This window comes from Sneathiella sp. (assembly GCF_036960985.1).
Lineage (GTDB): Bacteria > Pseudomonadota > Alphaproteobacteria > Sneathiellales > Sneathiellaceae > Sneathiella.
This window is the reverse complement of record NZ_JBALWD010000017.1, coordinates 1-15,360: the sequence shown is the minus strand read 5'-3', so window position 1 is coordinate 15,360 and position 15,360 is coordinate 1. Positions and strand designations below refer to the sequence as shown.

Sequence of the window (15,360 nt, the reverse complement as noted above, 5' to 3'; positions counted from 1 at the left end):
CATCAAAATCATGAAAAGGCGAAACTCACAAGCAGTTGTCGCCGCTGTCGAAAGGATTTTGTATGTTTAAGCTGACCGTGACGAAGACGAGTCTTTTGATTGCAGGCGTCCTGTTTGCCTCCGCAACACTGGCTAATGCACAGGACAAGAATTCAGTCTGGCCGAAACTAGTCCTGCAAATTACCGTCGATCAGTTTCGCGGCGACTTGCCGACCCGTTATTACGACCGGTTAGGCGAGGGCGGCCTCAAATATCTGCTGGACACGGGAACCTATTATACCAATGCGCACCACCAACACGCCAATACAGAAACCATTGTGGGTCACACAACTCTGGCCACCGGAGCAGATCCAGCGCACCATGGCATGATCGGAAATGTCTGGCTGGACCGGATAACCGGAGAGCTCACATATAATGTGGAAGATGCCCGCTACCCCATCCTGAGTGAAGGCGCCGGGGTCGATAAAAAAACAGAAATCGATCCAACCCAGCGCACCGCCCGCTCCGATGGCCGTTCGCCGTCCAGAATACTGGTCTCTACTTACAGCGACGAGCTGAAATTAAACCGCGGCGGCAGGTCAAAAATATTCGGTGTTTCGGTGAAAGACCGCGGAGCCATTTCCATGGCGGGCCATACGGGCAAAGCCTTCTGGTTTTCCAAGCAGCTGGGCCAATTTATTACCAGCCAATATTATTACGAAGATTACCCTGACTGGGTCAGCGCTTTTAATGCAAAGGATCCAACGGCTCGCTATGTGGGGCAAGACTGGGCGCTAATGCATGACCCGGCGACGTATCTTTTCGGGGGCCATGATGACCGGGCTTATGAGACAGCGTTACCCGGTTTTGGACGGACATTTCCCCATCCCTATGGCCAACGGGACGGGAAATATTTCACCACCTTCCTGACCCTCAGTCCGGCCGGCGACGAAATAACCCTCGATTTTGCCAAGGAGCTCCTGAAAAATGAGGCCCTCGGCAAAGGCGATGTCACCGATTACCTATCGGTGAGCTTTTCCTCAACGGATTATGTCGGGCATATTTTCGGACCGTCCAGCCTGGAAGCCGAAGACAATGTCCTCAGGCTCGATCGCACTTTGGCCGATCTGCTAAACTATGTGGACACGGAAATTGGTCTTGAGAATACCCTGATTGTTCTGTCTGCAGATCACGGCGGTCCCGAGGCGCCGGGCTATCTCAATGAATTGGGACTTGAGGCCGCTTATATCGATCCAACCGAATTTGATAAAGCCGGGGCAATCACGGCCCTGAAAAAACGCTTTGGCATCGGAGAAGAATTGATTTCCACTTATTTCCATCCCTATCTCTATCTTAACCGCAAAGCCATTGCCGATGCCGGACTGGATCTAGATGTGGTCGAAGCCGCCGTCGCCGAAGAGATTTCAAAATTTGACGGCGTCGCAGCCGCGGTATCCAGCAGCGCTTTACGGTCCGGTCAACTCCCCGATACACCGATCTTGCAATCGGTTTTGAGAAACTACAATGCCAACCGGTCTGGCGATATCTATGTGGTGTTTGACCCCAATCGTTTTATCAATGATTTTGATGGCCTTGTGGTCGCCGCCAGTCACGGCTCTCCGTGGCGATATGATACTTATGTTCCGATCATTTTCGTCGGTAAAGGTATCCCGGCGCAACGGATACACCGGCTGGTCCATACGGTGGATATCGCACCGACCCTGTCGTTAATTACCGGAACAAAACCTCCCTCGGGATCCTTTGCCGAGCCGCTTATCGAAGTCATCAACTAGACGTCGATCAGACAAAAGAAAAGCGCGGGACCGTTCTCGGATCCCGCGCTTTTCAGCTTTAGACGTTAGTTATTTGTCGGTGACGTCAATTTCTCCATGACCGCGTCAAGCGAGAAGCTCGCCGCTTTCTGCCGTGGTGGATACTCGACAAAAGTCTGCAGGAACGCGCCAACATAAGCCTGTGCTGGAACGAGCAAATAGGCCCGATCAATCAACCAGTCATAATAGGTATTTGATGTGACTTGCGCGCGCTCATACGGATCCCGACGCAGGTTGAAAATCAACGGAAGACGCAGCGGTGTGAAAGGATTTGCCCAGACGAGCAATGTTCCCTCGGCACGCTGCTCCATGAAGATAAGCTTCCAGTCCTGATAGCGCATGGCTGTCAAATCACCATCATCAGAGAAATACATGATCTCCTTGCGCTCTGTTTCTTTCGTTTCGCCCATTAGATAAGGAAGAATGTTGTAGCCATCCAGATGAACCTTGTACTTCCGGGCACCGATAGTGGTTCCCTTCAACAGACGCTCTTTCACGTCTGCATCACCGGCCATCGCGGCGAAAGTAGGAAGCCAGTCCATATGATGAACAATATTATTGCTCACAGTGCCCGGCTTGATTTTACCAGGCCAACGGACCATTGCCGGCACACGCCAGCCACCTTCCCAGTTGGTGTTCTTTTCACCGCGAAACGGTGTTGAGGCGGCATCGGGCCAGGTATTATAGTGCGGGCCGTTATCCGTGGAATAGAAAACAAAGGTATTGTCGGCAATGCCAAGTTCGTCGATCTTGTCGAGAAGCTTGCCCACATGGCGGTCATGCTCGACCATGCCATCCGAATACTCGTCCTGACCGGAAATGCCCCGCAATTCTTCTTTCACATGGGTTCTGAAATGCATGCGTGTGCCATTCCACCAGACAAAGAAAGGTTTCTTGGCGGCATTTGCACGCTCGATAAAGTTAATCGCGCGGTCAATGGTTTCGTCATCCACCGTTTCCATCCGCTTTTTCGTCAGCGGTCCGGTATCTTCAATTTTACCGTCGGCTGTTGAACTGATGACGCCACGCGGTCCATATTTTTCACGGAACGCAGGATCTTTTGGATAATCCTCGTTTTCAGGCTCTTCTTCTGCATTCAGATGATAGAGATTGCCGAAAAATTCATCGAAACCATGGTTAGTCGGCAGCATGTCATCGCGGTCACCCAGATGGTTCTTGCCAAATTGACCGGTCGCATAGCCTTGTGCTTTCAGCACCACGGCCATGGCAGGATCCTCAATCTGCATGCCTTCCTTAGCGCCAGGCAGACCGACTTTCGACAGGCCTGTCCGAAAAACGCTTTGACCGGTTACAAATGTGGAACGCCCTGCCGTGCAGCTTTGCTCCCCATAATAATCGGTGAAAATCATGCCTTCGTTGGCAATTCGGTCAATATTGGGAGTTTGATACCCCATCATGCCGCGCGTATAGGCACTGATATTACTTTGGCCGATATCGTCGCCCCAGATCACCAGAATATTTGGCTTCTCCGTTTGGGCCTGCACCATACTGGCGGTCGTCATCAGCGTTACCGCCGAGACGCCCAGCACTATGGCTCGTCCAATTCTTGAAAAATGTGACATTCTCTGCGCTCCTTGGCAAATGTCTTCAGCCACAGTACTCGTGGCTCTCGAAATTGCGTTCCCCCGGACTAATACCATAGACTAAATAATATTTATTATGCAAGATTACTGGGAGATAAATATTCGACAAAATCATGCTATCGTATAACGTCGAAATCTTAAACTCTATTTTGGTATGCTTTATGACAGCTCTGGAACAAATCAATCTTTTGAAGCAAAAGATGCAAGCCTCAATCATCGGTCAGGAAGATGTCATTGACCGGCTCCTGATTGGATTATTGGCCAATGGCAACATTCTGTTGGAAGGGTTACCTGGCTTGGCAAAAACCCGGGCCGTCAAGGCCCTCGCCCGCAACCTCGAAACGGAATTTGGACGGATCCAATTCACGCCTGATCTATTGCCCGCTGACGTTACGGGATCTGAAGTTTATCACAGCACCGAGGACGGCGGGGTGTTCAAGTTCGATCCGGGCCCGATTTTCGGCAACATTATTCTGGGCGATGAAATTAACCGCGCGCCGGCGAAAGTGCAGTCGGCCATGCTCGAAGCCATGGAAGAGAGGCAAGTCACCGTCGCTGGCAACACCCATAAAATGCCTGACTTGTTTATGGTTCTGGCAACCCAAAATCCGATCGAGCAGGAGGGAACCTATCCGTTGCCTGAAGCGCAGCTTGACCGGTTTTTAATGCATGTATCGCTGGAATATGGCGATGAAGCGTCAGAAATCGAGATCATCCGATTGGTCCGCGGTGAAATGAAGTCATCCGCCGCAGCGCCCTCTGACTCAGGCCCAACAGCGCAAAGCGTGGTTTTCGATGCGCGAAAAGAAATTGAGGAAATTCATACCTCCGAAGCCATCGAGACATATATGGTCGACTTGATTTATGCGACGCGGTTCCCGGACCGCTATTCGGAAGAGCTGGACAGCTGGATCGAAATCGGCGCCAGTCCACGCGGATCGTTGGGCCTTGATATCTGTTCGCGGGCGCATGCCTGGATGCAGGGGCAGGATTTCGTCTCGCCTGACAATGTGCGGGCGATCATCAAGAATGTTCTGCGACATCGCCTCATCCTGTCTTTTGAGGCCAACGCCGATAATGTCACGCCCGATCAGGTTATTGAGAAAATTGTCGAGCTTGTTGCTGCTCCCTGAGAACCCAAAAGGCACAGGATCATGGTGACTGAAAAAGCAAAGACGACCACCGCCGGCGCCTATACCGACATCAAGTCCCTGTATCGGCTGAAATATCAAGCGCGCGGTTTTTCCTTTTTACCGCGGCAACCGGCCCGCAGCCTGCTCGCCGGACGGCATGGATCCAAATTGCGCGGGCGCGGCTTAAATTTTGAAGAATTACGCCAGTATCGACCCGGCGATGACGTCCGCGCCATTGACTGGAAGGTCACCGCCCGCACCGGAAAACCCCATACCCGAATTTTCACCGAAGAGCGGGATCGCCAGTCAATTCTGGTTGTCGATCAGCGCCCGGGCATGTTTTTTGGCTCACAACGAACAATGAAGTCCGTGGCCGCGGCAGAGCTGGCCAGCCTCGCCGCCTGGCGCATTTTAGCCGCTGGTGATCGGGTCGGTGGTTTTGTCTTCAACGCCACCGATACTATAGAAATCCGCCCCAACCGCAGCGAAAAAACGGTACTGCAGCTGCTCCGTTCCATCGTCAAACTCAATACTCTGCTCTCCTCGCAAGAAAGCGAAGAGGAGCCACGTGTTGGCCTCAATGAAGTGCTCAAGCGGGTCAGCCGCACAGTCTCCCATGACATGCTTGTCATCATCATCAGCGACCTGCGCGGTGCAGACGCGGAAACCCGTATGTTGCTGACCAATATGGCGCGCCATAATAACGTGGTCATCGGATTTATCTCCGATCCGCTGGAAGAGGCCTTTCCCGATGCGGGATCGCTGGTGGCCAGTGATTTTGGATTGCAATTGGAGTTCGATAGTTCCGATGAAGCCTTCCGCAGCCAATATACAAAACAATTTGAGCAGCGCCTCGATCAGGGAAAGAAACTGCTTTTACGGCGGCGAATTCCGGTTCTGAATATTAAAACAGATGAAGAAGTGTTCCGCCAGCTTAGCCGTCTTTTGGGGGCACGATGAAGCCGCAATGTCACATAAGGTTTGGTGATGACCGATAACAGCACATCAGCATCGGAACTCTTTGGGTCCAACCGGATGTGGGGCTTAAAGGAAATCCCCTTGCCTGATCCCGTTTCGTACTTTCCCGAGACCGTTGGCTGGCTGTTCCTCGTTGTTCTTTTCGGTCTATTCTTTTGCATCCTTATTGCCATTTTTTTACGGCGCTGGCGCCAAAAAGCCTATCTCCGGCAAGCGATCAGGGATCTACAGGAAATTTCTGATCAACAACTGAATTATTCGCAGATCCCGCTTATCCTGCGCCGAACTGCCCTGCAACAATATGATCGAGACGAAGTTGCCAGTTTGCGGGGCCGATCCTTTACAGATTGGCTAAATAACAAGCTGAAACAACCGGTGTTTGACCCTCAGGACAGCGCGTTACTTTCCGCCCTCCCTTATACGCTCTCTGAAAAAAGCCTCACGGACATCGCGACATTGAACGGCCTTGTTCAAAAAAGCATTGTCTGGCTCAAGAAGCATCATGTTTGAGTTTCAGTTCCCTTATGGCTTTATCTTGCTGCCACTTCCGGTTCTTGTCTTCTGGCTCACCACAAAATTCAAGGAAACCGGTGACGCCGTCAAAGTCCCGTTCCTGTCCAAAATCGGGGCCCTGACAGATAAAGAGCCCCAAAAAGGCGACACGGTGATCACCAAAAACTGGTTTCAAAAATTGATGTTCCTGCTGTGCTGGTGTCTGTTAATCATCGGGCTGGCCCGGCCCGTTCTTTTCCAGGAACCCATCACCTGGCAAAATTCCGGCCGTGATCTTTTACTCATCGTCGATTTATCGGGTTCCATGGAGGCTGCCGATTTCAAAACTCCTGATGGGACACTGATTTCGCGACTGGACGCCGTCAAACAAGTCGTCGACGAGTTTGTTGATCGACGAGAGTCGGATCGGATCGGCTTAGCTGTGTTTGGCGATGCAGCCTTCCCCCAAGTGCCCTTTACGCTCGATCATACTGTTCTCAAAGACCTGCTTGCGGAAGTGCAACCTGGCATGGCGGGACCAAAAACGATGATCGGTGATGCCATAGGTCTTGGTCTCAAGATGTTCGAGGGCAGTGAAAGCGAAAATAAAGTCGCCATTCTTTTGACCGACGGAAATGATACCGGCAGTAAAATGCCGGTGGACAAAGCCGCCTCCATTGCGGCAGGAAATAATGTCATCATCCATACCATTGCCATGGGAGATCCGGAGTCTGTTGGGGAAACGGCCCTTGATCTTGAAAAACTGGACAATATTGCGGCATTAACCGGCGGAAAAAGTTTTCTGGCATTAGACACAGCTCAGCTGGAAAATGTGTACACAGCCCTGGACGCCCTGGAACCAGAAAAAGTAGAAACTATTTCCTACACACCGCAACAACCGCTCTTTCTGTATTTCGTCTACGCGATGATTGCGACCGTGTTTATTTTACTGATTGTTATGCTCGTTCCCAAAGGCAAGGGAAAAAGATCATGACATCTGTTTCGAACTTCATCGACAATTTCCATTTCCTGCGCCCCTTGTGGTTGCTTCTGCTCCCCGGTGTCATTTGGCTATACTTTACCCTAAGAGGGTTCACATCCAGTCAATGGCGTTGGCAGCGGATCATTGAACCCGCTCTTCTTGAGCACTTGATCATTAGCGCCCGAAGTAACAATCGCATCCGCCCTTTCCATCTATTTACCGCAGCCTTTTGTTTGCTTATTCTTTCTGCTGCGGGACCCGCATGGGAAAGAATCCAAACGCCTTTCGTTCAGAATAACGCCCCTCTGATCATCGCTCTGGAATTAACTCCGTCCATGTTGGCAGAGGATGTGAAACCAAGCCGTCTGCAACGGGCAAAACAAAAAATCAGCGATCTCGTCGCGACAAATGTGTCTTCGCAAATCGGAGTTGTCGTTTATTCCGGCACGAGCCATATGGTAGTGCCGCCAACCAATGACCCCGCCTTGGTTAATCTATATCTGGAAAACCTGACACCCGGCATTATGCCCGTCGAGGGTGATCGACCAGAGAAAGCGCTTATTCTTGCCAACAAATTATTAGCCAGCAACCCCATACCGGGCACAATCCTTTATGCCACAGATGGCATTGACGCCTCGCTTGCTGTTGAATTTACCAAGCCGGCCGATGTGACACCGCCACAATATCTTTTCTGGCGGTTTGGGACGGAAACTGGCGAAACTGCCGAAGCCGGTAACGCCGCCATCGAAGGCACAAATATTCGCGGCCTCGACGAAATAGCCGCGGTAACGGGAGGGACAGTGGTTGCTGAAAGCCTGGATGGATCGGATATAAGTAGAATTCAGCGATTGATAGCGACCCATCTTGAAAATGTGCTTCTGTCGGGCCAAGACGAGCAATGGATTGATGCAGGATATTACCTGCTCTGGCCACTCGTTTTGTTGCTATTACCATGGGCAAGACGGGGGTGGACATTACGATGGTCGTAAAGCGTCACATTCTCGGAGCTGTTATCTTGCTCTCAAGCCTTTTCTTAAGTAACGGGGCACAGGCTTCTGATTTTTGGGATCTCTGGCTGACTCCAGATCAACGGGGCCGATGGTATTTCGATCACGCGCAATATGATAAGGCCGCCCAATTCTTTGAAAACGCTGAATGGAAAGCACAAGCATTTTACAAAGCCGAAAAATTCGAAGCGGCAGCAGCGGCCTCGGAAAATATTGAAACAGCCGCCGGTCAGTTCTTACGCGGCAATGCCTTCGCCCGCGCCGAAATGCTTGTTGAGGCAATCGACGCGTACAAGGCTGCCCTCGACCTAAAGCCTGATTTTCCAGAAGCAATTTTCAATTTGAAATGGGTCAGCGACCTTTATGAGCTTGACCAGAAAACATATGAAGACAACGGCGGCACCGGCGGCAAGCTCGGCGCAGATCGTACTATCAGTAACAAGTTGGGGGAACAGTCAGGCACGGAGGTAACGCGGCAACAGCTCAAAAGTGAAGGGTTAAGCGATGCACAGCTGGAAGAAATGTGGATGCGGCGCGTTCAGACAACACTGGGTGATTTTCTCGGCTTACGGTTTTCCTATCAATATCAAACGGGCACGTCTTCCGGATCTTCAGAGGAGACGGCCAACTAATGCAAAAGCTCTTTACAGCGCAATTTTTCACCCTCACCTTTCTGTTTTTTCTGAAAACAGTCGATGTCGCCGCAGAAACCCAAGCCCGTGCCTATTTTGATGATGTCGGAGATATTGTTGTTGGACAGACTGTCAGCTTGTATATCGATATTGATACAGACGACGAAAAACTGGGACCCTTTCTTTTTCCAGACATTGCTGTCGACGGCATCATTATCCTTCAACCAGAACAGTTGGGTACGAGCTACAGTAAAACTGAAAAGGGTCAACAGATTATCGGCATTCGTAAAAAGTACGCGGTAATTCCCAAACGATCTGGCGAATTGACTATTCCCGCAGTTACTGTCAGTTGGAGTGAAACCCCGGAAAAATCCATCGCGACGGAACCTGTTTCTTTCCAGGTTACCGTGCCGCCGGGCGCGAAAAATCTGGCGCGTCTAATTGTCGGCAAAAACATCAAAATCCAGCAGGAGGTTGTGCCTGTTGAAACCGAGATTAAACAAGGCGATGCCATCACCAGAACAATCCGTATCACGGCTCAGGATACATTGGCGCTGACTCTACCGCCCGCTTATTTCGCGAATATTGACGGGCTAACAGCATATCCAGAGACACCGCAACTCTCAGACAATATAAATCGCGGGCAATACAGCGCCCAACGGATTGATCGGATGGTCTACATTGCCGAAACGGTCGGAAACGTAACGGTACCGGAGATATCCTATGAGATATGGGATTTGTCCAAAAACGCAATCGATATAGTAACGCTACCAGCCGTTTCCTATGAGGTCGCAAAGATAGCAGGTGCTGGCCTTTCTGCTCCTGACAGCAACCGCATTCGAAAATTTCTGGTCAATCTTATCGATGCTCTTAGGGCAAACCTGATCAGCATCCTTTGGATCCTGATATGCGTTGCCGGAGGCGGCTATCTTACTTATAGATATGGCCAACAAGTGATTGGGGCTATTGCGGATTATGGGAGACGATACAAGCGATCCGAAATATATATATTCAAACGCTTGCGGCGCAGATGCGTTACTCTATCGCCCTCAGTTTTGAATAATGATATCTGGGCTTGGCTTTCGGTACTATACAAAAAAGAAGGGATTCTTACGTTGGCGGATGTTGATGGCTGTATAACTGACATAAAGAATAAGACGTTTCTTCATACCCTTCTTCGAACTCCGTACGCGGCCAGGAAAAACGGCGATGCCCCTACACCGTCTGAAATACGCACGGGAATAGTTAATTTACGGCGCGACATACTCCAGACTTTTGCCCAGCAACCATCTCGCTCAGATGCCATAACACTCAACCCGAAGACAAAGAAAGCCTAATTTTATGACACGCTCTTTCTGGTTTTGTTTGGTGGTTATAGGCCTGAGCCTTTCCGCGCCAGTTCGTGCACAGGAGCAGGCAAAAGTACCGACTTTTGTCAAATCCGAACAATGTCAGAGCTGTCACCAGCAGGAACATGAGCTTTGGGAACAGTCAGATCATAGCTGGGCCTGGCGTCCGGCAACGGTAGAAAATGTCTTGGGAGATTTTAGGGACATAACCTTCGAGCATCACGGTGTCACAACACGGTTTTTCACCTCTGATAATAAATTCTGGATTGAAACAAACAATGAAGCGGGACTGCCTGAAGTCAGTGAAATACTGTATTCGGTTGGGGTACGTCCTCTCCAGCAATATCTTATTGCCGAAGAAGGTGGACGACTGCAGGTTCTCGATATCGCCTGGGATACGGAAAGCAAGAAATGGTACATGGTCTTTCCCGGGCAAACGGATAACGTTCCGGGGAATGCCTTACACTGGAAAGGTGTCTATAAAAACTGGAATGGCCGCTGCGCAGAGTGCCATGCGACGGATTTCCAGAAAAACTATGAACCTCAAACCCGTAGTTTCAAAAGTCAGTGGAGTGAAATCGGCGTAACCTGTGAAGCCTGCCACGGCCCTGGACAAGCTCATGCAAAATGGGCGGAAAAGCCCGATATGTTCCGCCAACAGGATTATCTCGGCATTGATTCAAAGGGCTTTGTCCAGTCTCACGCCGCAACGCCTTCAGAAATCGAGATCCAACAATGTGCGGCGTGCCATTCCCGCCGCAGCGCGTTAAGTGGAAACAGCCCTCTTCCTGGCACTTCATTTGCCGATCATTATGATCTCGCGCTGCTACGCCCCGATCTTTATCATCCCGATGGTCAGATCAAAGATGAGGTATATGTCTTAGGCTCCTTCAAGCAAAGCAAGATGTATGCGGCGGGTGTCACCTGCTCCAACTGCCATAATGTCCATTCGGGCAAGATCAAGGCTGAAGATAACAGTCTTTGTACGCAGTGTCATAATCCGGCCGGCAATCCGGAATTCCCGAGCCTGCCGAAAAAGACCTATGACAGTGAAGAGCATCACCATCATCCTGTCGCGTCCGAAGGCGGGCAATGTGTTTCCTGTCATATGCCGACCCAAAACTATATGGAAGTCGACGATCGCCGGGATCACCGTTTTGGAATCCCGAACCCGGCGCAAAGCCGCGCGCTTAGAACGCCAGATGCCTGCGTTTCCTGTCATCAAAGTAACGGTCTGATCTGGGCGGAGCGGCAAATGAGCAGTTGGTACCCCGACACTAAACAGGGCCCCAAGGGATTTGCAGAAGTCTTCGGAATGTTCGATACGGAGAAAGGCACAAAGGCTGCGTTGGAGAATATCCTGACCGTCGCCGAAGACGAGAATTACCCCGCCATTGTTCGGGCGTCAGCGCTGGAGCGCGCCCTTCCCTACGGCGCGAACCTGCCTTGGCCCCGCATCGCGGCATTTTTGCGAGATGACAGTGACCTCATCCGCGGTGTCGCCGCGCGACTTCATCGACAAGCCCCGGTACAACTTCGGGTACAACGCCTCCCAGCCCTGTTGACCGACGATGCTAAGACTGTTCGTATCGCGGCGGCACGGTCGATGCTGGACGTCCCCGCGCGGGCCCTATCGCCCAGTCAACGCCAAAGTGTCGCGGCGGCATTCAGAGAATTTCAGGTCTCTGTCGCAGCGAATTCGGATCATCCGAATGCACAGATGTCTCTCGCTGGACTTGCTTTGTCAATTCGCAACATCCCTGCCGCTAGGGCGGCAATTACCGAAGCACTTGCGATCGATCCCCAGCTTAGCGACGCCTGGATCATGCAGGCCCGGCTTGATATCGCGGAAAAACGTCCTGATCTTGCAGGTAAAACCCTAGACGCCGCCGAAACAGCATTACCGAACTCTCCGGTCATCCAGCAATTTTATGGGAACCACCTCGCGAGCCAGCGGCAATTCGAAGCAGCCATCGGTCATTTGCAAAGAGCCCTTTCGCTGCAACCCGGCGATACAACTTTAATGCTGGATTATGCTGCAATCCTGAGCCAAGCCGGACAAAATGAAGAAGCGTTGAAAGCCCTTTCCGAGGTCGATAGTACAAATGCTGATGCACTCTTTCTCAGCGCAAATGCCCTTCTCCAATTAGGGCGCAAGGAAGACGCAAAGCGGACCATCTTGAACTTACTCGCACAGGATCCGGGATATGCTATTCCCGAAGCATTTCAACAGCTATTCAGCAAGAACTAGCCACGATATTCCTCAAGTGGCGGCAGCTCCAGAGCCGCACGGTAGGTATTGTGATAATGGTGCAAAGCGGGTTCGTTGCGCCCGAATATCACATATTCCATGGTGCCATTTTCTGCAGACGCCTGGATCAACTCGCCCATCGCATAATCTTCTTTACGAATGGTACTCGTAAAAATCTCGATAACCATGGCCAAGCTCGGTGACTTGAGACGCGCGGGATCATATTCATAGGCATCGCCGGCTTTTTGCAAGTCAACATCCTCAGCTTCCGGAGCATTCAGGGCAACAACTTTCTCCGAAAAATAATGGCCAATATTACTGACAGAACGACCGGGATTGTCTGGATCCGGGTAAATCTTCACCAAATCCACGGTACCGCGGTTCATGATCAGCTGAATATTCGGAAATATATAATACACCATGGTGGCGCCGCCCAGCAGTCGCCAATCTTCCTCTGGCTTCAAACGTTCCGCGTCGATGGTCCGGCTGGCAAAGACAAAACGGTGGTTTTTACCCATGGCTTCGTAAGATAAATTATCGCCATAGACCACTTTACCCAGAGTATTTTTGTGGAGTTTCTGAAAATGATACGTCTCACCGAACGTATCGTTGGCCAATTTCCAATTCAGTTTCATGTCGATTACGGTGGTATCAACGGCAACCATTTTTCCAAAGTGCCAACTGGCAAGTTCGGGCGCCATTTCCCCCAAGAGCAAATCCACGTCCAAATGCCCGTTTGGTTGGGGATGAACCCAGAGCATGCCATATTGCTCAACCGCGGGAAGCTCAATCAAACCAAGACAGGATTTATCTATCTCACCAAATTGTTCTTGCTGCGGCACTGCGACAAGGCTGCCCGCATTATCATAAGTCCAGGCATGAAAAGGACAGGCAAATCTTGTTTTACTGCCCCGTCGCTCGCTGACAAGTTTGACACCGCGATGTCGGCATACATTGAGAAAAGCCCGAAATTTTCCTTCTTCATCCCGGGTTGCCAAGATGGGGACGCCAAAATCATCGGTTGTCAGAAAGCTCTTCGCCGTCGGCAAATCGCCCGCTAATCCGATAAGCTGCGGATGGTTTTTAAAGAATTGATCCCATTCCTTTTTCGCCATTTGCGGACAGGTATAGGCTGAGGTTGGATTGCGGTACATAATTTCGGCATCAACATTGACCTTGTTATCCAGTTGCCGGATCAATTCTTTAAGGATCTCGACCTGTTTTTGATGTTCCATTATTTCCCCTATGCAATCCGCATTTGTTTGAAACCCACTATGTCGTCTGCCCGATCAATAAATATTATATCAATCGAGTCGTAAAGGCATAGATGACGGTACCTCATGATCGGAACAAGGTATTCCCTTATCCCTCAATGGTAATCGGGGAGCGGATTATAGCGTTCAAGCGGGCGAAGGAAGGGGTAGATTTTATGCGGAGGTTATCCAATTACCGACCTTTCGTTCAGCGTAAACGCGATTACGACGCAACCGTAGCTTGATGCTGTTGTTGGGATAACGGAGTTCTCAAGCGTCAATGGTGGCGCCAAATTCGCTCTATGCAATCATGCTACGGAATGGCCGCTTGGATCATAACCGGTCATCTATTTTCGTTGAATGTAAGATCGTATTTTCTCAGAAACTGTTTCAAACGAAGAAGGCGAAAGTAACGAAGTGGCGGAGAGTCTGCCCGAACGAGACCAACCCTCGTCTTCATCGCCGTCACATGAGACGCCTTAATCGGGTTCCCTTTTCGTCTCGAATTCAAATCTATTCAGGAACTTTTCGGAGAAATTTACGAGATATTAAATTTTCACCAATAGAAATAGAAAATCCCGGAAAATTTGCTGGTTTTAGCTCTATCTGGCCAAGCAATCCGGGCACTTACTATTTTGCATTCGTTACAATATTTTAAGAAAAAGAAAATGTTAGACGGTTCAAGTGACTTAACCATTATATTGCTGAGTTTGGGCGTTATTATCGTACCGTTTGCAATTGCTATACTAACAATCATCTTTTCCAACAGAGATTTTACCATATCCCGCCTGATGTTTTTCGGCGCGCAGATTATCTTGACCGTTTTGTTCATCATATACAGCTCTATTGTGGGGTTTGAAATGGAAACGCTATATCCCAATATGGAAACTATGAATCTGGAAACAATTTCCCCTTATATTGCTCTGTTGATCACCATTGGATTTATCTTTTTTACCTATACTGGTACCGCTAGCTGCGTATTTCGGGCGCAGGATATGGGTTTTTCAAAATGGCTTACGCTCGTGCTATGTATCCCTATTGTCGGAACACTATACTTCTTGCTCCTCTTATTCTATCCCAGCAGATCCTACTCCTAGAGAATAGCCCTCAATCGGCCATTGAAAAAAACTTAGCTGAAAATTGCTCATCTAAAGATGCCTTCTTCATAGGCAGGGTAGTCGCCGTTCCAGCCTCACTTAATCTTCTCTGGGTATCGTCAGAGGAAAATCGTTGAGTAGTGAAAAGAGATGCGACACGGTATTGTCACATTAACTTCCACTCGTTTTTATCTTCAACGTCACCTAAGCCCATCAAGGCAGTTTCAGCAAAATACAACCACGTTAGTTGAGTGGAAGTCTATGTATTTTGCCTTTTCTATCTCTCCTGAACACGCTGCTCTTTTCTTACGGCGATGTCACAGCCACCTATTCATCAAAGGGAGCTCCCCGGACGATGTCGCAGAAACTCGGTATATGAAATCCATGAACGCATTCCCGGCCAACGTCTCCCATTAGGTTGATTGCCCCGGTCATGGGTTTTTTTTCAACGACAGATGCCATCGCCGACAACATGGCCTCCTTGAAACCCAGTCTTGGAAATTCTTCAAGGATTTTTGAAATGGTCTGATTGGTCAACGTATCAATCGGAAACACGCCAATATCCAGGCCAGCCCCAAATTGTACCAACGCGATTTCCGGCTGTTTTCGCTGGGGTATGGAGACAGTCGCGTGTAAGGCGATAGCATCCCAGACAATCGCTATCTTTGCGTCTGGATACCCTTTCCTCGACAAAAAATCTGCCGCGGCATCTGCCCCATCAACTTCAAATCTGTCCTCCTTGATAAAAGCGTCAACAAGGCCAAGATCATG

General features: G+C 50.0%; 13 protein-coding genes. 10 read left to right on the top strand and 3 right to left on the bottom strand.

From position 1 onward, the window contains the following. Positions 1-62: 62 nt before the first annotated feature. Positions 63-1,772, top strand: coding sequence for an alkaline phosphatase family protein (locus V7723_RS11325; protein WP_335684581.1), 1,710 nt, complete (start codon positions 63-65; stop codon positions 1,770-1,772). A gap of 65 nt (positions 1,773-1,837) precedes the next feature. Here the strand turns inward: V7723_RS11325 and V7723_RS11320 are convergent, their stop codons facing one another. Then, positions 1,838-3,334, bottom strand: a complete 1,497-nt coding sequence (locus V7723_RS11320; RefSeq protein ID WP_443024218.1) for an arylsulfatase — start codon at positions 3,332-3,334, stop codon at positions 1,838-1,840. A gap of 242 nt (positions 3,335-3,576) precedes the next feature. Between V7723_RS11320 and V7723_RS11315 the strand changes: the two genes are divergently transcribed. From V7723_RS11315 to V7723_RS11280, 8 genes are read left to right on the top strand one after another with little or no spacing between them, the layout of a single operon-like run. Continuing rightward, on the top strand, positions 3,577-4,548 hold the full coding sequence (locus V7723_RS11315) for an AAA family ATPase (protein ID WP_335684579.1): 972 nt from the start codon (positions 3,577-3,579) through the stop codon (positions 4,546-4,548). Between the two features lie 21 nt (positions 4,549-4,569). Continuing rightward, positions 4,570-5,508, top strand: a complete 939-nt coding sequence (locus V7723_RS11310) for a DUF58 domain-containing protein (RefSeq protein WP_335684578.1) — start codon at positions 4,570-4,572, stop codon at positions 5,506-5,508. Positions 5,509-5,535: 27 nt separating this feature from the next. Continuing rightward, the gene (locus V7723_RS11305) at positions 5,536-6,036 is read left to right on the top strand and encodes a DUF4381 domain-containing protein (protein ID WP_335684577.1); all 501 of its coding nucleotides are present in this window, start codon (positions 5,536-5,538) and stop codon (positions 6,034-6,036) included. Continuing rightward, entirely contained in the window at positions 6,029-7,012 is a 984-nt protein-coding gene (locus V7723_RS11300; protein ID WP_335684576.1) for a vWA domain-containing protein, read from the top strand. Before V7723_RS11305 ends, V7723_RS11300 begins: the two co-directional genes overlap by 8 nt. Continuing rightward, positions 7,009-7,989: a VWA domain-containing protein gene (locus tag V7723_RS11295; protein ID WP_335684575.1), complete on the top strand. Its 981-nt coding sequence runs from the start codon at positions 7,009-7,011 to the stop codon at positions 7,987-7,989. The genes V7723_RS11300 and V7723_RS11295 overlap by 4 nt, the downstream gene beginning before the upstream one ends. Next, complete coding sequence (locus V7723_RS11290; RefSeq protein ID WP_335684574.1) at positions 7,980-8,639, top strand: hypothetical protein; 660 nt, start codon at positions 7,980-7,982, stop codon at positions 8,637-8,639. Before V7723_RS11295 ends, V7723_RS11290 begins: the two co-directional genes overlap by 10 nt. Continuing rightward, complete coding sequence (locus V7723_RS11285) at positions 8,639-9,976, top strand: BatD family protein (protein WP_335684573.1); 1,338 nt, start codon at positions 8,639-8,641, stop codon at positions 9,974-9,976. The genes V7723_RS11290 and V7723_RS11285 overlap by 1 nt, the downstream gene beginning before the upstream one ends. Before the next feature lie 4 nt (positions 9,977-9,980). Then, positions 9,981-12,239 carry a tetratricopeptide repeat protein gene (locus V7723_RS11280; protein WP_335684572.1) on the top strand — a complete coding sequence of 753 codons (2,259 nt, stop codon included), beginning with the start codon at positions 9,981-9,983 and terminating at the stop codon, positions 12,237-12,239. Here V7723_RS11280 and V7723_RS11275 read toward each other — a convergent pair. Then, entirely contained in the window at positions 12,236-13,474 is a 1,239-nt protein-coding gene (locus V7723_RS11275; RefSeq protein ID WP_335684571.1) for an aromatic ring-hydroxylating oxygenase subunit alpha, read from the bottom strand. The two genes, V7723_RS11280 and V7723_RS11275, sit on opposite strands and share 4 nt — an antisense overlap. 686 nt (positions 13,475-14,160) lie before the next feature. On the opposite strand from V7723_RS11275, the gene V7723_RS11270 reads away from it, so the two are divergent. Further along, positions 14,161-14,589 carry a DUF805 domain-containing protein gene (locus V7723_RS11270; protein ID WP_335684570.1) on the top strand — a complete coding sequence of 143 codons (429 nt, stop codon included), beginning with the start codon at positions 14,161-14,163 and terminating at the stop codon, positions 14,587-14,589. Between the two features lie 327 nt (positions 14,590-14,916). Here the strand turns inward: V7723_RS11270 and V7723_RS11265 are convergent. Continuing rightward, a partial coding sequence (locus V7723_RS11265; protein ID WP_335684569.1) for a hypothetical protein occupies positions 14,917-15,360 on the bottom strand: 444 nt, incomplete at its 5' end.

What these genes read in the sequence shown, in the direction of transcription:
- V7723_RS11325 (WP_335684581.1), top strand. Translation starts at nt 63, where the DNA reads ATGTTTAAGCTGACCGTGACGAAGACGAGTCTTTTGATTGCAGGCGTC.
- V7723_RS11320 (WP_443024218.1), bottom strand. Translation starts at nt 3,334, where the DNA reads ATGACGACCGCCAGTATGGTGCAGGCCCAAACGGAGAAGCCAAATATT.
- V7723_RS11315 (WP_335684579.1), top strand. Translation starts at nt 3,577, where the DNA reads ATGACAGCTCTGGAACAAATCAATCTTTTGAAGCAAAAGATGCAAGCC.
- V7723_RS11310 (WP_335684578.1), top strand. Translation starts at nt 4,570, where the DNA reads ATGGTGACTGAAAAAGCAAAGACGACCACCGCCGGCGCCTATACCGAC.
- V7723_RS11305 (WP_335684577.1), top strand. Translation starts at nt 5,536, where the DNA reads ATGACCGATAACAGCACATCAGCATCGGAACTCTTTGGGTCCAACCGG.
- V7723_RS11300 (WP_335684576.1), top strand. Translation starts at nt 6,029, where the DNA reads ATGTTTGAGTTTCAGTTCCCTTATGGCTTTATCTTGCTGCCACTTCCG.
- V7723_RS11295 (WP_335684575.1), top strand. Translation starts at nt 7,009, where the DNA reads ATGACATCTGTTTCGAACTTCATCGACAATTTCCATTTCCTGCGCCCC.
- V7723_RS11290 (WP_335684574.1), top strand. Translation starts at nt 7,980, where the DNA reads ATGGTCGTAAAGCGTCACATTCTCGGAGCTGTTATCTTGCTCTCAAGC.
- V7723_RS11285 (WP_335684573.1), top strand. Translation starts at nt 8,639, where the DNA reads ATGCAAAAGCTCTTTACAGCGCAATTTTTCACCCTCACCTTTCTGTTT.
- V7723_RS11280 (WP_335684572.1), top strand. Translation starts at nt 9,981, where the DNA reads ATGACACGCTCTTTCTGGTTTTGTTTGGTGGTTATAGGCCTGAGCCTT.
- V7723_RS11275 (WP_335684571.1), bottom strand. Translation starts at nt 13,474, where the DNA reads ATGGAACATCAAAAACAGGTCGAGATCCTTAAAGAATTGATCCGGCAA.
- V7723_RS11270 (WP_335684570.1), top strand. Translation starts at nt 14,161, where the DNA reads ATGTTAGACGGTTCAAGTGACTTAACCATTATATTGCTGAGTTTGGGC.